Raw genomic sequence first — 19,108 nt, forward strand, 5'->3', positions numbered from 1 at the left:
CTTCAAAAAACACAAAAGGGAAGGCGCTTATTTTTGCCTTCCCTTCCTCTTCTTTTATGCTTCGACCACTTCGTCTAAGCCACCTTTATCATTGTACACTTTTTCATCAAATTCGCCTGTAATTTTTCCAGTTAAGACACCGGATGTCATACTACCACTTACATTTAATGCTGTACGGCCCATATCAATAAGCGGTTCGACCGAAATTAATAGACCCACAATCGCTACAGGTAGGTTTAGAACTGAAAGTACGATTAAAGAAGCAAATGTTGCTCCGCCTCCTACACCGGCAACTCCAAACGAACCGATGATAACGACAAGGATCAATGAAAGGATAAAGCCAGGATCTAGCGGGTTGATCCCGACAGTTGGTGCTACCATAACTGCCAGCATGGCCGGATAAATTCCTGCACATCCATTTTGCCCAATGGTTAAACTAAATGGACCAACAAAATTAGCTATTCCCGGAGATACTCCAAATCCATCAGTTTGCGTTTTAATATTTAACGGTAAAGTACCTGCACTTGAGCGAGATGTGAAAGCAAAAGTTAATGCAGGCAAACCTTTTTTCACATACGTAACCGGGCTTAATTTAGCCAGACTAATCATTAATAAATGGACAAGGAACATTGCTATTAATGCCACATAAGAAGCAACGACAAATTTTCCTAAATTCACGATTGCTGCATAGTCACTAGTTGCGGCTACTTTTGTCATTAGCGCCAACACACCATATGGAGTAATACGTAAAATTAATGTTACGATGCGCATCACAATCGCATATAAAGAATCCACAATTTTGGCGAACAATTCTGCCTGTTCCGGCTGCTTTCGCCTTACACCTAAATAAGCAATTCCAATGAATGATGCAAAAATAACGACAGCAATCGTCGATGTTGAACGGGAACCTGCTAAATCTGCAAATGGATTCGTCGGAATGAAGGACAAAATCTGCTCAGGAATTGTCATATTTTCAACTGTTGCCACTCGCTCAACGAGCGCCTCATTTCGTGCATTCTCGGCATCTCCTGCTTGCAGTTGCACGCCTTCTAAACCAAAACCAAGAGCAGCGCCGATTCCAATTGCCGCGGCAATTCCTGTTGTCACTAATAAAATCCCAATTCCGTAAAGGCTAATTTTGCCAAGATTCTTGGAAACACTCACTTTCGTAAATGCTGCAATGATCGAAATAAAAACTAGCGGCATCACAACCATCTGCAGCAAGCTAACGTATCCAGAACCGACGATATTAAACCATTGAATCGTTGTCCCGGTTACATCTGAAGATGTGCCATATAAAAGATTGATGATAATCCCGAATAAAATACCCAGGCCAAGTCCAGCAAAAACTCGTTTAGAGAATTTCACATGTTTCTTTTGCATGATATATAAACCAACAATGAGTGCTAAAAGAATAGCGATATTCACAATAACAAGAAATGTATTCAAATTGGTCTCCTCCTTAATGTTATTAAACAACATTAACTACTATAATACATTAAAACCTATTGGTAAAGTATGAATTATTTTTAAAAAAGTTTGTGAGTAATTGAATAACTCACATTATTATTCCATGAAATCATCAAAATGGTTATCTGCTTTAATATGTCGGTTTTTCATTAATAATTGCCGGACGAATTCTTTCTTATTTTTTGGAGAGACAGCTATCGTCTGAAATCTAGCATAATTAATTTCAATCTTGTCTAGTGACAGGGCTGGAGCAGTAAACGGATTTCTTGCCGCTCTAATGCTTGTAATCTCGTTAATGTTAATTTCCTTTTTTATCGGCCCAAATTCAACTTTCAGAATAGATTCTTTTATCCAGTACCCTGTTTTAAACCAAATCCAGATTAATAAAGTGCCCACAAGAAATAAAAGTATAATACTAATCAAGGTTGCGACTCCTATGTCAGCTAATCGATCAGCCCCAAAGTCTAAGGAAAATATCGGTAAGAAGATAGAGACGGCACTACAAAACCAAATGATTATGCCCATCCACCAATCCTTCTTTGAAGGAAAAAACAAATGATCCCCTCCTTTTACTTAAGATGATTTTTTCTCACTTTCCTTCAATTTTACCAGAATATAATTATGAGTGTGTAAAACGATTTGGTTCCGATCATGATCCATAGAGGCAACGTGGTAGGAATTATGAAGTGTGACTACTCTCTTTTCTCTGGAACCAATCCGTTCACATATATATTCCGTATTTTCAGGTGGGACAACATGATCGATGGATGATTTAAAGGCTAATATTGGAGTGGTGATGGTAGGCAGGAGCTCTGGTGTTTTTTTCATTAATTTTTGCAATTGATGGATTGCTTTAAGGGGAACTTTAGAATACGTAATTTCTTGAACGCCCTCAAGCTTAATATCTGGTGCGCTCTCCTTTATATATCTCGGAGTTGATTTTCCGCTCCATTTTTCATAACTTGGTAGCGTCAGTGCTGGATTAATCAGCACGATTCCCTCTATATCATTATATTTATTTGCCAACCAAAGGGTTAAAGTGCCTCCCATTGATTGTCCTATCACAAATACAATCGAACAATGTTCTTTTAAAATTAGATACCCCTTTTCAATTTCTGAGAACCAATCAGAGTACGTAGCATTCTCCAAATCTTGATAATGTGTACCATGCCCTGTTAATCTAGGCGCAAATACGGAATAACCTAATTCAAAAAACTTTTCTCCTAAATATTGAACACTTTGTGGTGTCCCCATAAATCCGTGTGTTAGCAATATCCCTATCTCATTACCTTTTAGAAAAAAAGCTTCCGCTCCAGCGATAACCGGATATCTCTCCTTCATAGCGCTCCCTCCCCTGTCGGCTTTTCGAAAGTATTACCTCCGTTAATAAGTAATTCAAAGTATAAATCATATTATTCCTACCTGTCAACTTGTATTTAAAGACGTTTTTATAGCAAGAAAATAAATTCTCCTTTAATATACTGAATGTTCCATGAAATGTTATCAAATGAAGCAGTTTAATTGTTGAGTTACAACCTTTAATGAACTATTATATAAATGTAATCATTCTTCGGTAAAAATTTACCAACACCACATAAGACTATTCATTTCTATTAAATTTTTGGCTCGTTTCGTATTAAGACCAGTGTTTCACACGAGATAAGTTAAAAATCAGCACCGACATACAAAGCCAAATTTTTCAAGTAAAACGTTCTCATTCTCAACAATTTGAGAATTTATAAACACCCATTACCGTTTACATACCTCAATTCTATCGTTATTCGCTTTTTTTATGATTCTCCTGTCCCTCGCCACTATTAGCTTTCTAATATTTTTTTATTTTATAAGGGTTATTGCTTTTCTTTTTTGAAATAGATTAATATAATGATTACATAATAATAATTATTATTATGTTCTAGTTTCGACTAGATTCATAAATAAATATATTTAAAAGGAGAGAAGAGTAATGGACAACAAAAACAGTGCAAACATTGAAGGCTGCCCATTTCATGGAGGTGCTACTAGTCCAAAAACTAGCGGTACAACAAATACTGATTGGTGGCCAAATGCATTAAACTTAAACATTCTGCATCAGCATGATAAAAAATCTAATCCTATGGGAGAAGACTTTGATTATGCAGAAGAATTTAAGAAATTAGATTACGATGCTCTCAAAAACGATCTTAAAAAGTTAATGACAGACAGCCAAGATTGGTGGCCAGCTGACTATGGTCATTATGGTCCATTCTTCATCCGTATGTCTTGGCATGCTGCTGGTACATATCGTATCGGTGATGGCCGTGGTGGCGGAAATTCTGGCAATCAGCGTTTTGCTCCTCTTAACAGTTGGCCAGATAACGCTAGCCTTGATAAAGCACGTCGCCTATTATGGCCTATTAAGCAAAAATATGGTAACAAAATCTCTTGGGCAGACTTACTCGTTTTAGCTGGTAATGTTGCATTAGAAGATATGGGGTTAAAAACTATCGGTTTTGGTGCTGGTCGTCCAGACATTTGGCATCCAGAAGAAGATATCTACTGGGGTGTTGAAAAAGAGTGGTTAGACGATAAGCGTTACACAGGTGATCGTGAGCTTGAAAATCCACTTGCAGCCGTGCAGATGGGTCTAATCTATGTAAATCCTGAAGGTCCTAACGGTAAGCCAGATCCAATTGCTGCCGCTCGTGATATTCGCGAAACGTTCGGGCGCATGGGTATGAATGATGAAGAAACAGTTGCATTGATTGCTGGTGGGCATACTTTCGGTAAAGCACACGGTGCAGGCGATGCTGCTCATGTAGGTCCCGAGCCAGAGGCTGCTCCACTTGAAGCACAAGGTTTAGGTTGGGAGAACTCTTACGGCAGCGGAAAAGGCAGTGACACGATCACTAGTGGTCTTGAAGGCGCTTGGACTGCTAATCCTACACAATGGGATAATGGCTACTTTGATCTATTATTTGGATATGAATGGTGGTTAACGAAGAGTCCTGCTGGAGCATGGCAGTGGATGGCAGTGGATCCTGATGAAAAGGATCTTGCGCCAGATGCACATGACTCTTCCAAAAAAGTCCCAACTATTATGTTTACGACTGACCTTGCGTTACGTCATGATCCAGAATACGAAAAAATTTCTCGTCGTTTCCATAAGAACCCAGATGAGTTTGCTGATGCATTTGCAAAAGCGTGGTTCAAATTAATCCACCGTGACATGGGTCCAAAAGCTAGATACTTAGGTCCAGAAGTTCCAGAGGAAGATTTCATCTGGCAAGATCCAGTTCCAACAGTTGATTACGAACTAACTGAAGAAGAAATTGCTAAAATTAAAACATTAATTCTTGACTCAGGACTTACAATTAGCGAACTAGTAACAACAGCTTGGGCTTCTGCAAGTACATTCCGTGGCTCTGACATGCGTGGTGGAGCAAACGGAGCTCGCATCCGTCTTGAGCCTCAAAAAAACTGGGAAGTAAACCAACCAGAACAACTTGAAAAAGTTCTAACTGTACTTGAAGGAATTCAAGCTCATTTAGAAAAGAAAGTTAGCTTAGCTGACTTAATCGTGCTTGGTGGTAGTGCTGCGGTTGAAAAAGCTGCACAAGATGCAGGCTTTGACGTTACAGTTCCATTCCTTCCAGGACGCGGAGATGCGACTCAAGAACAAACTGATGTAGAAAGCTTTGCCGTACTTGAGCCAGTAGCTGATGGTTTCCGTAACTATCAAAAGCAACAGTACAGTGTAGCTTCTGCTGAATTACTTGTAGACAAGGCACAACTTCTAGGCTTAACAGCTCCTGAAATGACTGTCCTAATCGGCGGTATGCGTGTTCTTGGTACAAACTTCGGTGGAACAAAGCACGGCGTATTCACTGACCGTGTTGGTACACTAACGAATGACTTCTTCGTTAACTTACTTGATATGAATGTGAAATGGACTCCAGTAGGTAACGATGTATTTGAAGGTCGCAATCGCCAAACTGGTGAACTTGTACGCACTGCAACAGGTGTTGACCTCGTATTTGGTTCAAACTCTGTTCTACGTGCCCTTGCTGAAGTTTATGCACAAGACGACAACAAAGAAAAGTTCGTACGTGACTTCATTGCTGCTTGGGTAAAAATCATGAACGCTGATCGCTTCGACGTTAAAAATAGCGAGAAAAAAGCTGTTCAATTAGCAGTTAAATAATAATGCTTAAGGAACCCCTCTTGTTGCCATGAGGGGTTTCTTTTAATATTGCCCTCACAATCCCTTCGACAATATAAGCTGCTATTTCCGCTAGCTACATCGAAATCGCATTTTTTGCAAGCATCATATCATTTTGAAGAAGTTTATTTAAGTCATAGGAAGGATACATCCCGTTTTGATACATGTAATTAAAAATCCTTTCGTGACAAGCTATAGCTTGATTTAGCTGTTTTTGCAACACCTCTCTTAAAGCTGGGGTAGCCGTTTCTGTAATAGCTACTCCGTAGTTTCTTACCGCTGCTTTTGAAAAAGATAATAAATCCCCTGCTGAGAAGCTATCTGTGATCCGATATTCACTTGTTGGACCAGGATGAGGAGCATAAGGATAAAATTGAAGAAGTTCATTTAAGTTCAATTCCAGCTCTTTTATTGTTTGCAGGTAAATCCTTCTCAAATGTTGATCTTGGATATTTTTTAACCCCATTTTAATTTTCATTAAACCGATAGATTGAAAAGCCACCAATTCATGCATTTCAAGTGTTTCATGCCAAGCTAAAGTCGCTCTGTCCATTTATTAATCTCTCCCTTCATTGTTTCAACGCTAGTTTATGTACAAAAAGATAATTCAGGTGCATATCCATATTAGTTTCTTTCCGTGTATAAAATAAAAGAAGGAACCTAAAAAGGCTCCTAAACCAAGTTATATACTGTAGTTCCCTTAAAAAACTTCATAGAAATACCATGAAAACATACGGTCAATAAAAAGGGGGAACTACTTGGGTCACATCGATTTATTCGCATATTCCTTCCTTTTTTAAGGTGCTCTCGATAAACTCTATCGCCTCAACCTCGTCCGTCCCCGCAGTTTTAATCTTTATATGTTCTCCTGTAACTACCCCTAAGGTCATTAACCCGACTATCGATCTTAAATTTGTCTCCCTACCTTTGTATTCTAACGTTATCGTACATTTAAATTTATTTGCAGTTTGTACAAGTTTCGTAGCAGGTCTTGCGTGGAGACCGGCACGGTCGATGATTTTATACTGCCTTTCTAACATATTCTTCACTCCAAATCATTTCGTTACCCTCCAAGAACAAGGGTGCCAGAAATACCAGGCACCCCGCTCAAGAAAGATGTATTATAGTTTTTTACTTCCAAGTTTTTTATGAAATTGAGGGTCTTTCGGGATACTCGGATCTACACCTTTTAAACTTGGTATTTCTGCACATATTAACTGAACAGGAATAATATATTCATAGGTTCTATAGTATGGATGGTTAATAAAATCTGCCTTGAGGTTCTGTTCATGATCGTCTATATCAGAGCCAATCACATAAATATGCTCAGTCCATTCAGAGAGTACCTCAATCATTTTTTGAACTCTTTTCTCTACTCCCGTATCAAGGATAATAATTGTTGAATCTTCATTTATCGCATTATAAATACCATGAATAAATTCTTCAAATTCATAGCCTGTTACCGGGATCCTTATCGTTTCAAGCAGCTTTAGGGCACTTTCCAACGTATCGCCGTAAATCTCACTTGTGCCAATTACCCTGATATCCTTAGCTTGTGATAGCTTTTCTTTATTCTTCTTAATCCATTGAAGAGAAGTGTCGTATATTTTAAGGAAATGATCAGCATTTTTTTCAATTGCTTTAATCTCTTGTTGATACGCTTCTTCAGATAAAACTCCTTTTTCTCTAGCGTACTGAAAAGCAAATAATGTTAAATTTAACTTTGTACAATAGTATCCCTTTGTTTTTGCACCCGCTTTTTCATCACCGCATTCAACAGTAAGGGTAAAATCTGCTAATTCATCAATTAGCGCCTCTTTTTTACCAGCCATCGAAGCAATTTTACAGCCAGCTTCTTTTGCTAATTTCATCGCATTATAAGTTGAATAGCTGCTACCACCTTGTGAAATTCCTATCACAAGAGTTCTAGAAGCATCACCAAGAAATGTATCCTGGTTAATGGCAAAAGGGTAGTAGACGTCAACTCGAATTTTTGTTACAGCCTGCATTAATTTTTGAGTTTGAAGCCCTGAATGATAACTTGTTCCTGAACCAGTAACAACAATTCTATCAAAGCTCTCTTTTCTCACTTCGGCAAATAACTGATCGGCATGGCCAATGATTTCTTTCATTTTTCCTGGGGTTTCTTGCAAATAATCTTGTATTCTCATTATTCTAACATCCTTTCAACTTATAATAATCCAATCCAATGAAGGAAAATTCCCGCAACGATAATTCCAAGAGTTAATTTTGTAATACTCACTTTCCTTTTCATTAAACCGTAGACAATGAATGTTCCTAGTAATGGCAGGGCATTCGGCAATATTTGATCGAATATATCTTGAACTACTACCTTTGCTCCATTCATATCAAATTCAAGAGGAGTGGTTATATTTAACATTGTCGCTACCATTCCGCCAACTACAAGCAATCCAACAGTTGTAGTCATGGACATAATCTTTTCCATTAACCCTTCCTTTTGAATTCTTTCAAGTGAATTCACCCCAACACGATATCCCATCCTTAACCCAGCTATCCTTAAAAATAGGTGAGGTATGTTATATAGAATTAAAAATAAAATTGGACCAAAAATGTTACCTTGTGTTGCAAGCGAAACACCGATACCAGCAGCGATAATGCGAAATGTTCCCCAAAAAAGCGAATCGCCGATTCCTGCGAGCGGTCCCATTAGAGACGCCTTTACTGCATTGATTGAGTTAGAATCAAAATTTGAATCATTCGCATTTTGTTCCTCCATTGCTGCAGAGATTCCCATAATCGTTGTGGAAACAGCAGGAGTTGTATTAAATATTTCAAGATGTCTATTAAGTGCTTTTACTTGATCATCATGTTTTTCGTACAATTTCTTAATTACCGGAATCATTGCATAGGCATACCCTAAATTCTGCATTCGTTCGTAGTTGAAAGCTCCCTGGAGGGCAAATGATCTCCAAAATACTTGGCGTAGTTCACGTTTCGTTACTTTCTTCTGACTACTCAAAATCAATCTCTCCCTCTGTTAAATTATTGTAACTCTCCTTTTCTTGATGTCCTTGATTGCCATTGTTATTGTTTATAACGATATAGATCACCACAGCAATACACGCTCCGAATAGGGCAATCGCTGTAATATCTAAACTTGTGTAAGACGCTGCCAAAAATCCTAAGAAGAAAAATACAGCCATCTTTTTTGAGAACAGCATATCCATTAGTAAAGCAAAACCAACTACAGGTAACAGATTTCCAGCAACCTTCAAACCACCGAGAATTGTTTCCGGTACCGCTTCTATTAGGTTTTTCACTTGCTCAGCACCTAAAATGATGGCTAAAAACGTTGGAATGAACACACTGAGAAAGAAGAGTATCGGTGGAATCCACATCATCAATGTGACACCACGGAAATCTGCCTTTAAAGCAAATTTATCCGCTTTATGCATAAAATAGGTATTTATGATTCTGACTAATACACCTAAAGATTGGGCCAGTACTGCTATAGGAACTGCAAGAACTAAAGCAACCTCTGCTCCTTGACCGGAGAGTATGGCAAACGCTGTTCCTAGCACACCCCCTGTTACTACATCTGGCGGTGTTGCTGCACCAATTCCGGCTATTCCCATCCAAATTAATTCTAATTGCGCTCCTATTAAAACCCCTTGTTGAACATCTCCTAAAACCAATCCAACTAGAAATCCAGTAACGAGAGGGCGCTCCAACATCAAGACACCAAAAATGCGGCTATCCAGTATTCCAATACCAGCAATAATCCCTAACATAATTGCCTGCGCTACCATTTTCTCACCTCAATTTCTCTATTTTAGATTAGGTCGTCCAGTCCTTTTTTCTTATCTCGCGGCAGCATCCTAAATTCCAATTTGACTCCTAATTTTTCCATTTCTTTAAAATTAGAAAGATCCTGCTCATCAACTGCTATTAAATCTGTTAGTTTCTTTTTTCCCTCTGCATATCGGAGTCCACCAACATTTACTTCTTTTATAACGCCGCCGGAATTTTTCACAAGAGACAAGGCATCATCCGTATTTTTTACAAGAACTAGGACATTGCTTTTTTTAGAACCAGCAAATTTTTCAACAATTTCTCCAGATTCTTTAACACCGCGAATATACAAATTTACATTGTTTGGTTTCGCAAGGTTTAGAGCCATTGCCTTCATTTGATCCTTTTGTGCTTCATCGTTCACTACCAGAATAACGTTTACTCCAAGTGCCGAAGTCCATCCATATGCCACTTGGCCATGTATCAAACGGTCATCAATCCGTAATAATGAGATCATCGTTTGCACATCCCTTCTGCTTTTCTATAAATCTGTTAATATGAATAATTCCTTCCTGGGCCGCCGCAATACCTTGACTGATCGTTTCTTCCACACCCAGATCCGCGTCTGCTAAAATCATGGACAGCATCATTGGTAAATTTACACCTGTGATAATATCAAAATCGTCATTTTCCAGAAGTAGTTCCGTACAAATATTAGAAACACTTCCTCCAAAAATATCTGTCAATACAATAAAGTGCTCATCTTCCTTTTTGTTTTTTAATATTTTTCTTAATTCTGCTTTCGCCGTATCACCGGATTTTAATTTCGTCATTCCAAAATAAGAAACATTAGTCGACTTTCCAGCAATCATCTCCACTGTTTCAATAAATGACTTCGAAAGTTCTCCGTGAGTGGCGATTAAAAAGTGCTTCATTTCCAACCCCCATATCATTTTTTTATTTTTCAGATATTGATAATGCAAAAAGCATGCCAACTAGTGACATGCTTTTTAAAAAATAATAAATATTATCAGAATGTAGACAATTCATAAATAGATAGCCGTTTCCCTTCAGACTGAGCGAAATCGTTTGTCGAATCACAGAGCGAAGCCTTGGGAGGAGCAGTGTTTACTATAATAAGTAATGGCACCGGACAAGGCGAAGCAACAAAGAAAGCGAGCGTTTGCCAGCAGTCTGATATTATATTAATTTCTTTCTCTCAAGCAAATTAGATTGAATAATATTAAAAATGTAGCCAATCTCTGCTAACGTCATCTTCACACTATAATTTTCTTCTAGCACACTAAAGGCATTTTTAATTAGCAGGATTTCATCAGTGTGATTAGATTCAAATTCACTCATATTTGGGTATTCAGTAATTGGTGCTTTTCTAATTAAGCGTTCAATCATACAGCTAACATGAACAAAAAGAGCGATTTTTTTATCATTAGGAAGTTTTTGCCCCATCAATTTTTCTAATTGAATAATCCCTACCTCAACTTTGCGGATGATCTTCTCTGTATCCAGAATTGTTAAAGAATCAATCACTCTACTTAGTGAGAAGTTCATTATGATCCGATCGTTCACTTGACGAATTGTTTCTGCATCGGCAATTTTGCCAAATATACGAAATACATCATCTTCTCCCTCTCCCGAAATAATATCCTCTAATGAGATAAAGTTAATTCCTTCAATCTCTGGATTGGCAGTTCCTACTATGGCAAGCACATCATAAATTCGTAACGGTGCTTCTGCTTTTCCATACTTTCTTAATCGATCATAATCATGTGCCACTACTTTTATCTCCAGTAAATCTTCAATACTTTCTGAAAGGAGCTCTTGAATTTGGGTTGCGGTCCCTATTCCAGTAAAACAGGAAGTAATGATCGCGTACTCTCTTCCTTTTGTTGGATAATACAAATTGATGTTAGGCTGCACAAACTCCTTAATGGGGCTTATGATTTCTTCTACGGACTTACCTTGAATTAAATGATTTCCAATTTCTAAGGCGACTGGAGTTGATACTTGATCTATAAAGAGAAGTGGACCATCAATGGCATCTTTGATATGTTCATGTATCAAGCTTAGTGACCCCATATCTACTAATACAACAAGTCCAGAGGTTGTATCCTGCTCCTCCATATATTGAAGCATCTTTTTCGTAATGTCTCGTACAGTTGCGTCTACCGGCATATCAATCGAATCAAAAACATTGATTCCTAATAACCGGTTACATACATTGGCAATGCTGCTGGCAGTGGCATAACCATGAGCTACAATCATCGCTTTAACTCGATTATTGAAATTCTTAATCTTTGCCTTACAAAAAAACAATGTCATTAAAATAATATCTTCCATATATAAATTTATATCCAATCGTTTTTCAATAATGAACATAAGCTTTGTGACAATTGAATGCTCAGTTTTGTAATACTCCTTAATAAACTGAAGCATTAATTCTGATATATGCTGTTCCTGTTTTGTTAACTGAAAAGGAATTGACTTGAAAAACAAATAGGACGACAATGTATAAACGCTATTTCCATCATACTTCACATTATAGTTCACTTCCAAATATCTAAAAATATCTTGCACCGTTGATAAAGTGAACTCCATCATTAAATTTTTTGATTCATTCGGCCGTTCGAATATTAATTTATCCATCATTGCTGTAATTTCATCTGTACATTTGTCAATCAGGACAGATTCATTCCAAATTTGATTCGCAAATTTTTGGTAGTAATTGAGACAATTTTGAAAGGTTTGCTCAATCAGTGAAATCTTCATTTCATGAACATAATTAAACGGCTTACTATCAGGTGAAAATAGAATACTTCCTTCCCTTGCAGCATAATGGTTAAAAAGTTGCGGCGACTTTTTATATATGTCTTTTGGTAAGTCTTTAAGAGTTACATGTATTTTATCTGTTGTACTAGACTTCTTGGAATAGGCGAATCCACAAGCATATTTAATCATATTTTTACACTCGCCAATATTACCGGTGTAATGATACTTGTTTAAGATATCAAGCGTCTTATTTGTTACTTCAATTGGAAAACCAAGTAGTTTGCTCTCCTCCATAAAGAAATGGTGAATAAATTGATTTTTTTCGTCTTGCCCTCTTTCATCTAAACTAGGAACATTGACTGTAATAGGAATTCTTCTTATAAAAGTATCTAAAAAAACAGATAGACTTTCTGTTGTAGCAAAAACGAGGCGAACCTTTGATTTCCTCACAACACTAGTTTCGCCTAATCGAGTAAATATTCCCTGATCCATAAAGGTAAATAATTTTTCTTGCCCTTCTTTATTCAAACGATGAACCTCATCTAAAAATAATATGCCATTATGGGCCTGCTCAATGAGGCCAATTTGGTCCTTTAAGGCCCCTGTAAAGGCCCCTTTCGCATGGCCAAATAGATAGCTTGATAAAAGTTCCGGATTATTTGCATACTGGGCACAATTAAATACATAAAAGGGAGCATGATCTTCGATTACTTTTTTCGCACGTGAATAGTCATATAAAATTCTCGCGAGAAAAGTTTTACCTACTCCAGTAGGACCAAGAAATAATAAAGGTAGCCCATTATCAGGGTATAAGACGGCAGTTTTAACCTGCTCTATCGGTTCCTTTAAACTCTTCTCATACCCAATTAACCTTTTGAAGATTTCCTCAGATTTGTCTGAAGACATTTCCTTCTCAAAAGCATCCAAGCTTTCATATATTGATTTCTTAATTTGTCCATATTGTTTTTCTAGTGTCTCTCTATGAAAAAAACATACAGGGCGAGTATTAATTTTTATTAAGATATGTTCTTTCGTTAGATCATTTAGTATTCTACTTGCCCTCGTACGGTCTATATCAAAATGTCCTGCAATCACCTCTGTTTGATAAGCTTCAAGGCGGACCCCTTTTTTAAAGGAAAAATCAGACGTCGCTACTTCCATATAATTAACAATCTCATTCTTCATCGCTGTTCCTCCTGCCTATTAACTCTATGTTAATATTTCAGAATATTTAAAGCTTTCATAACTTAAATTTAGACTATTTTTACTTTTGTTTCAACACAACAATTTGAACTGTAGTATGTTCTGTTACTTTAATAGCTTTTACGCCTTCTCACTATGCCGGGCAACAAAATAGTTTAGCAGACGGATAATTTCCGGGCAAAACTTTACTCTGTCATTAACGCATACGCTGAAATTGCTTTAATTCGCCGTGAAACGAGCAAAGAAACAATATAGGCTAAAATCAGAATGCTGCTACAAATTAAGATAATAATAGGCAAATGAATGGTAAATTCCAAGCGTTTAACCCCTGCACCCGATAGTAAGACGGATAGCATAGGATTTGTGAAAAAGTACCCAAGGACTCCACCTAAAGCAACGCCGATCGTTATCACTGGTAGAAAACTAATTGATATTTGATTCATTAACTGCAGGGTTGAATAACCTAATGCTTTCATGACCCCAAACTCTTTTTTTCGCTTAATAATCATCGTCCTGATCACTAAATAGAGAATCAACACAACGACTAAAATCGTAATCAATAACACTAAGAGCATAAGCGCAAGCACTGCAGCGGTATACATCCCTGTTTGGCTCTCAATATTTTCATCTATATCCAGCGTTTCAATGATTTGCTCTCCGTATTGATTTTGAACATTTTTAACAAAATCTTTATTCGATATTCCATCTAAATAGACGTAAAGGGAAGTACCTGTATAGTCTGATTGCAATCGTTGTATCCCTTCCATTGTCACCGCTGCTACCTGCCCCAAATTACCGATAGACTGACTGATTCCCGTTACGAGAAATGAACTTGTTTCTGTCCCGTATTCCAATTCAACCATATCGCCAATGCCCTTGTTGATTTGTTCGGAGACAACCCATGAAAGTGCTATTTCATTTTCATGCTTTGGCTGCCGCCCTTCATAGACGATATTATTTTCTAATTGATTATAGTGATCAGTAATATTTGTATAGACTATTTGATCTTCAATCTTTGTTTCAATTAAATCGAATATATTTACTTTCTGAACATGGTCCATTTGCTGGATATTGTGCAAAAGCTCCTTTATGTCTGCATCCGCCTTAACCGTGATCATCAAATTTGCAGGTTCTGCACCAAATATATTTACGAATGCTGTTTTATCTGAACCAATGTTATAATACAGTACTGCTGAAAAAACTGTGGCAAAGGTCAAAGCAATAACAATGAGGAGGATCATCATATTTTGCTTTGCATTTGCTAACGTCGATTTAATCGCAAGGACGAAATGAAGATCGCCGCCTGTCTTTTCCAAAGGAAAGTAATTCTTTTTAAAACTGTGCGTTTGAATACCTCCTCGAAGTGCCGCAACCGGTAAAATTTTACGTACTCGATAAGCTGAAAATAAGGTAACGATAACTACGGAAAAAACAATAAGAACAATACTGACCAAGTTAATAAAAATATCTAATTTTTGTACCCATATTAATCCAGATAAGGACGAGATAATATTGCCGAAAAGGGGCATTAATCCATAGGATAGGACGACCCCTACTCCACTCGCACAAAGGGCGATTAAGATGAACTGCAGAATAATGGATAAAAGAATTTGTCCGCTTGTATAGCCAATCGCTTTAAGAGCTCCAATATTCCCCATCCCATCTTCTATATTATTGGAAACGCGGAATCTAATCACAATTAGTGACACAAGTACAATAATGGCTGCAAAAGCAACTAATATTGTTGCGACAATATTAATCGTTAATGTATTCACATTTTTAACCATTTCGATATCCAATCCAAAAATATACGCTCCCGCTTTATCCTTTTGAGAAAGTTGAACTTCCTTCATAAAATCGTTGCTTAGCTGGGAGGACTCTGTTTTATCCTCCATGATCACAGATAACAGCAACGCTTCTGAACGATTGTCCAATTCACTCGCTAATTTGCGGTAAGTGGTTTCCGGTAGCATAAATTTCATTACGCCTATATTGTTCGTACCCATCATCGTCGTCTCAAAGAATCCAGAAATCCGATATTCATAGTCCTTATTTTGTGATGTTAAGGTAAACTGATCCCCCAGTTGATAACCCCCATCTGTTTTAAAGCTGTATGGAACAAAAATATCATTGGTGCCTGGAGAATCTAATTTTTCAATAAACCTCGGCGCACCTATGTTACGTTCGGCATCTGCATTAAAAATAACCGCACTGCTATTCAATTCACCATTACCATATTTATAAGTGGAATTCTCCATATGGATAACATCTTCCTTTTCCGTCTCTGTTACCCCTTGATAGTCCTCTAAATATTCACTGCGGGAAGGATGATAGCTTTCCTTGTTGATAACAAACATGGCATGGGGATCCTTTAACTGATCAACTTTATCGTCAAAAAAAGGATTAACCTGTGTAACAACCATTAGTCCAATATTGAGTAATAATGAAGCCACTAAAACAAAAATAAACAAAGAAGCTGTAGCCGATTTACCTTTTCTAATATTCGCCAGCGCTAGATTCAGTATTTTCACATTACCACCCCATTTCTGCAAGGAACTCTTTCAGTCTTTCATGACGTTCGAGATTGTCATCGTCACTGTAAGAACCTAGTTGTAAATCGCCACAAATGACCCCGTCCTTTAAATAGATAACGCGATTTCCACGCAGGGCCGTATTTACGTCATGGGTGACCAAAACGATACTTTGTCCAGAGCGATTTATCTCTGAGAATACGTCTAAAACATTTTTACTAGATAATGAGTTTAATGCCCCTGTTGGTTCATCTGCAAACAGTATTTTCGGATTGTTAATGATCGCTCTGACAATTCCAACACGCTGAGCCTCACCCCCAGATAATTGAGTTGGAAATTTAGACCATGAATTTTCATTAATTCCTACTTGAAGAAGTAACTCTTTTGCTCTTTTAACAAGCTCCCGTTTATTTTTATTAACTAAAAGACCGCTCGCCAACACATTATCGAGTACGCTCATATTGTCTAGTAAATAAATCTGTTGAAAAACAAAGCCGCAGTGATTTCTTCTAAATATAGCCAGTCGATCATTGCTGAACTTAGTTAATTTTTGACCGGCAAAATCAATTTCGCCTAAAGTTGGTTTATCCATCCCGCTAATAGCGTAAAGCAGCGTTGATTTTCCAGAACCCGAGCTGCCCATGATTATGGTAAAATCCCCTTCAACGATACGTATATCAAGATTTTTTAATACATGCTGTTGAATCCCACCACTTGAGAAGGTTTTACACAATTTCTCCGTTCTAATGATTGTTTTTGTCACCGTGCGCATCTCCCTTTATATTAAAGTTGGTATCTTCTCGCCATAGAAAAAAGACTGTATAAAAGATTACAGTCTTATCTTACAAAACATTTCCTTATTAAATCTTTGTGCAATTCTTAACCAATTATTAATTATTATGCAAGCTTGATTTTTAAAGCGACTGTAAATCCATCATTGCGGTTGTAACAGACAATATCGCCACCCATATTTTCCATGAAATACTTTGAGATATATAGACCAAGACCGGAGCCGTTTTTACCTGCGACATTTCCCCCGCGATAATATTTATTAAATACTAGGGGTAATTCTTCATCACTCATCCCTGCTCCGAAATCATTAATCATCAATTCCAGGTACTCTTGATTAATCTGCGAAGCGATTTTAATTTTGGTGCCTGCATATTTATATGAGTTACTGATAATATTGTCGATTACCTGCTGGATTCGCAGCGGATCCGTTAAAATGATACAAGCTGGGATAGGATCATACTCAATTTTGTGGTCATAATTGACATTTTCAATCATTTCCACAAGCACATCACTCGCTACTTCTGTGACTTTTAATTTCAATTGTTGAAGTTCCTCCAGAGTGGCGTGAAACATATCTGTCACAAGCAAGTCAATTTGCTCTGCCTTTGAATAAATCGTATTCACTTGCCTAACTATCTTCTCATCTTTTGCTTGCATGAGCATCAACTCACTAACCGCTTTAATGGAAGCAACAGGCGTCTTAATATCATGGCTTAATGTCGCGACAAGCTCTTTCTTGCTGCGATTGGATTCATACTCCTTTTGCCGGGCAGCATCAAGCTCTTCACGCAATAAGTCAAAACTTTCTGTAAATGCACCAAAGTAATTATTCTTCTCCATATTTAAAGGGATGTCGAAATTGCCTCTTGCTATATTAGCGGCAAACTGTTGAAGCTGATGAAATGGCTGCAATAAAGTTTTGTTCAGATAAAAAATGTAAAAAATGCTTATCAGCATTAATAAACCAACGAAAAAAATCACAAATAAAAGCAATTCCCATTTCATTTGCTGGACGAGTTCCTGTTCATTATTGCGAATAATCAATTTTCCGACCAATTCGTTATCCTTCTGCAAATCGATAAACAGATCCCTATTTTTTATAGAATCATATACATCTATAAATTGCGCGTCAGGTGTTTGATAGATTACGTTTCCTAAATGGTCCGTAATCAAAAATGGTTGTGTTAACTCAGCATTGTGAAATGTTTCATCACTAACTTGGCCCCAATTTTTTTCGATTGTTTTAACTGCATCATTGATTGCCACAACATCCACTTCTGCCATATTTTTATTACTTATCGTAATCACGGAGAAAACAATTATTGCGCTAAAAAAAACTAGCATTGTTATCAAGGTAATCTTTAGTTTCATTGATCGTGGTCCTCTAAAACATATCCTGTTCCCCATACTGTTTTTATAAATTGCGGGTCATTCGGATTACTTTCAATCTTTTCACGCAAGTGGCGAATGTGAACGTTAAGGGTCCCATCTCCCACGAAAGCATCTCCCCATACATGTTGGAAAAGTTCGTCTTTAGAAATGATTCGATTTTTATGCTTTGCCAAATAAGAAAGAAGTTTATATTCCATCGTTTTTAAGTGAATGGCGTCTCCATTCACTTTGACTCGTTGTAGCTTTGTATCAATTTGGATTGGTCCAAATGTTAGGATGTCCTGGTGATCATTCGAAGCACTGCCATATCTTTTGAGCACTGCTTTGACCTTTGCTAAGAGAATACTTAATTTATAAGGCTTTTGAATATAATCGTCTCCCCCGATATTTAAAGCGATCAAAACATCGTCATCGCTCGAACGGGCACTGATAAATAAAATAGGAATCTGCATCGTTTGCCGCAGTTTTTTACATAAATCAAAACCAGAACATTCCCTTAAATTAATATCAAGAAGAATCACTGCCGTTTCATGTTCCTGCAAAAAAAGCTCACACTCCTCCGCACTTGTTACAAATGCTGTCCTAACATCAAACATATTAAAATACTCACACGTAGTCTCAGCTAACGCAAGTTCATCATCTACAATCAAGCAATCGTATTTCATTGTAAATCTCCTTGAAAAAAATTATCCTCACATGTTATCAGGGATACTAACAGTATACATTAGATTTAATTAGGCAGTGTAAATCTTTAAGAGTTGCATGTTAAAAACTCACTTGAGCTATGGTAAACTCCAAGCGAAAAAGTGGATTTCAGCAAATGTCTAAACAAAGGTTGGCTATTGCGTTAATTTCCTCATGACCGCATATTTAACTGTTATATTTATTTTTTACATCCAGTTTCTTACTCTTACAAATGATTTTAAATTGATCTGGAAAGCAGAAAGTTTGCATAGAA

At 37.2% G+C, this 19,108-nt stretch carries 16 protein-coding genes; 1 reads left to right on the forward strand and 15 read right to left on the reverse strand.

The window, feature by feature from the left end; translation table 11 throughout:
* Positions 1 to 54: 54 nt before the first annotated feature.
* From FCJ93_RS04280 to FCJ93_RS04290, 3 genes are all read right to left on the reverse strand, one after another.
* Positions 55 to 1,449 carry an L-cystine transporter gene (locus FCJ93_RS04280; protein ID WP_095308980.1) on the reverse strand — a complete coding sequence of 465 codons (1,395 nt, stop codon included), beginning with the start codon at positions 1,447 to 1,449 and terminating at the stop codon, positions 55 to 57.
* A 117-nt stretch (positions 1,450 to 1,566) separates the two neighbouring features.
* Complete coding sequence (locus FCJ93_RS04285; protein WP_095308982.1) at positions 1,567 to 2,025, reverse strand: PH domain-containing protein; 459 nt, start codon at positions 2,023 to 2,025, stop codon at positions 1,567 to 1,569.
* An 18-nt stretch (positions 2,026 to 2,043) separates the two neighbouring features.
* Positions 2,044 to 2,811, reverse strand: a complete 768-nt coding sequence (locus FCJ93_RS04290) for an alpha/beta hydrolase (RefSeq protein WP_137743008.1) — start codon at positions 2,809 to 2,811, stop codon at positions 2,044 to 2,046.
* 625 nt (positions 2,812 to 3,436) lie between these two features.
* Between FCJ93_RS04290 and katG the strand changes: the two genes are divergently transcribed.
* Entirely contained in the window at positions 3,437 to 5,653 is a 2,217-nt protein-coding gene (gene katG, locus FCJ93_RS04295; protein ID WP_095308986.1) for a catalase/peroxidase HPI, read from the forward strand.
* Between the two features lie 94 nt (positions 5,654 to 5,747).
* On the opposite strand, the gene FCJ93_RS04300 is transcribed toward katG, so the two are convergent.
* The 12 genes from FCJ93_RS04300 to FCJ93_RS04355 all read right to left on the reverse strand — a co-directional run bounded on the left by FCJ93_RS04300 (position 5,748) and on the right by FCJ93_RS04355 (position 18,815).
* Complete coding sequence (locus FCJ93_RS04300; RefSeq protein ID WP_137743009.1) at positions 5,748 to 6,224, reverse strand: spore coat protein; 477 nt, start codon at positions 6,222 to 6,224, stop codon at positions 5,748 to 5,750.
* A 220-nt stretch (positions 6,225 to 6,444) separates the two neighbouring features.
* A complete protein-coding gene (locus FCJ93_RS04305) occupies positions 6,445 to 6,711 on the reverse strand; it encodes an HPr family phosphocarrier protein (RefSeq protein ID WP_095308990.1) in 267 nt (88 codons plus the stop codon).
* An 81-nt stretch (positions 6,712 to 6,792) separates the two neighbouring features.
* A complete protein-coding gene (locus tag FCJ93_RS04310; RefSeq protein WP_137743010.1) occupies positions 6,793 to 7,842 on the reverse strand; it encodes an SIS domain-containing protein in 1,050 nt (349 codons plus the stop codon).
* Positions 7,843 to 7,862: 20 nt separating this feature from the next.
* A complete protein-coding gene (locus FCJ93_RS04315; RefSeq protein WP_137743011.1) occupies positions 7,863 to 8,672 on the reverse strand; it encodes a PTS system mannose/fructose/sorbose family transporter subunit IID in 810 nt (269 codons plus the stop codon).
* Positions 8,665 to 9,462, reverse strand: a complete 798-nt coding sequence (locus tag FCJ93_RS04320) for a PTS mannose/fructose/sorbose/N-acetylgalactosamine transporter subunit IIC (RefSeq protein WP_095308996.1) — start codon at positions 9,460 to 9,462, stop codon at positions 8,665 to 8,667. The genes FCJ93_RS04315 and FCJ93_RS04320 overlap by 8 nt, the downstream gene beginning before the upstream one ends.
* A 23-nt stretch (positions 9,463 to 9,485) precedes the next feature.
* A complete protein-coding gene (locus FCJ93_RS04325; protein ID WP_095308998.1) occupies positions 9,486 to 9,962 on the reverse strand; it encodes a PTS sugar transporter subunit IIB in 477 nt (158 codons plus the stop codon).
* Positions 9,940 to 10,380 (reverse strand): PTS sugar transporter subunit IIA, encoded by a 441-nt coding sequence (locus tag FCJ93_RS04330; RefSeq protein ID WP_095309000.1) that lies wholly within the window; start codon positions 10,378 to 10,380, stop codon positions 9,940 to 9,942. Before FCJ93_RS04330 ends, FCJ93_RS04325 begins: the two co-directional genes overlap by 23 nt.
* Positions 10,381 to 10,645: 265 nt before the next feature.
* Positions 10,646 to 13,417 carry a sigma 54-interacting transcriptional regulator gene (locus FCJ93_RS04335; RefSeq protein ID WP_095309002.1) on the reverse strand — a complete coding sequence of 924 codons (2,772 nt, stop codon included), beginning with the start codon at positions 13,415 to 13,417 and terminating at the stop codon, positions 10,646 to 10,648.
* 203 nt (positions 13,418 to 13,620) lie between these two features.
* On the reverse strand, positions 13,621 to 15,966 hold the full coding sequence (locus tag FCJ93_RS04340) for an ABC transporter permease (protein ID WP_235879412.1): 2,346 nt from the start codon (positions 15,964 to 15,966) through the stop codon (positions 13,621 to 13,623).
* A 1-nt stretch (position 15,967) separates the two neighbouring features.
* Positions 15,968 to 16,729 (reverse strand): ABC transporter ATP-binding protein, encoded by a 762-nt coding sequence (locus FCJ93_RS04345; RefSeq protein ID WP_095309005.1) that lies wholly within the window; start codon positions 16,727 to 16,729, stop codon positions 15,968 to 15,970.
* A 134-nt stretch (positions 16,730 to 16,863) separates the two neighbouring features.
* Positions 16,864 to 18,129 carry a HAMP domain-containing sensor histidine kinase gene (locus FCJ93_RS04350; RefSeq protein ID WP_095309008.1) on the reverse strand — a complete coding sequence of 422 codons (1,266 nt, stop codon included), beginning with the start codon at positions 18,127 to 18,129 and terminating at the stop codon, positions 16,864 to 16,866.
* Positions 18,126 to 18,815 (reverse strand): response regulator transcription factor, encoded by a 690-nt coding sequence (locus tag FCJ93_RS04355; protein WP_095309010.1) that lies wholly within the window; start codon positions 18,813 to 18,815, stop codon positions 18,126 to 18,128. The genes FCJ93_RS04350 and FCJ93_RS04355 overlap by 4 nt, the downstream gene beginning before the upstream one ends.
* Positions 18,816 to 19,108: the final 293 nt, after the last annotated feature.

The organism is Robertmurraya siralis, assembly GCF_005502275.1.
Taxonomy (GTDB): domain Bacteria; phylum Bacillota; class Bacilli; order Bacillales; family Cytobacillaceae; genus Robertmurraya; species Robertmurraya siralis.

Coding starts and splice junctions, on each gene's coding strand:
- FCJ93_RS04290 (WP_137743008.1), bottom strand. CDS start 2,811: ATGAAGGAGAGATATCCGGTTATCGCTGGAGCGGAAGCTTTTTTTCTA.
- katG (WP_095308986.1), top strand. CDS start 3,437: ATGGACAACAAAAACAGTGCAAACATTGAAGGCTGCCCATTTCATGGA.
- FCJ93_RS04300 (WP_137743009.1), bottom strand. CDS start 6,224: ATGGACAGAGCGACTTTAGCTTGGCATGAAACACTTGAAATGCATGAA.
- FCJ93_RS04305 (WP_095308990.1), bottom strand. CDS start 6,711: ATGTTAGAAAGGCAGTATAAAATCATCGACCGTGCCGGTCTCCACGCA.
- FCJ93_RS04310 (WP_137743010.1), bottom strand. CDS start 7,842: ATGAGAATACAAGATTATTTGCAAGAAACCCCAGGAAAAATGAAAGAA.
- FCJ93_RS04320 (WP_095308996.1), bottom strand. CDS start 9,462: ATGGTAGCGCAGGCAATTATGTTAGGGATTATTGCTGGTATTGGAATA.
- FCJ93_RS04325 (WP_095308998.1), bottom strand. CDS start 9,962: ATGATCTCATTATTACGGATTGATGACCGTTTGATACATGGCCAAGTG.
- FCJ93_RS04330 (WP_095309000.1), bottom strand. CDS start 10,380: ATGAAGCACTTTTTAATCGCCACTCACGGAGAACTTTCGAAGTCATTT.
- FCJ93_RS04335 (WP_095309002.1), bottom strand. CDS start 13,417: ATGAAGAATGAGATTGTTAATTATATGGAAGTAGCGACGTCTGATTTT.
- FCJ93_RS04350 (WP_095309008.1), bottom strand. CDS start 18,129: ATGAAACTAAAGATTACCTTGATAACAATGCTAGTTTTTTTTAGCGCA.
- FCJ93_RS04355 (WP_095309010.1), bottom strand. CDS start 18,815: ATGAAATACGATTGCTTGATTGTAGATGATGAACTTGCGTTAGCTGAG.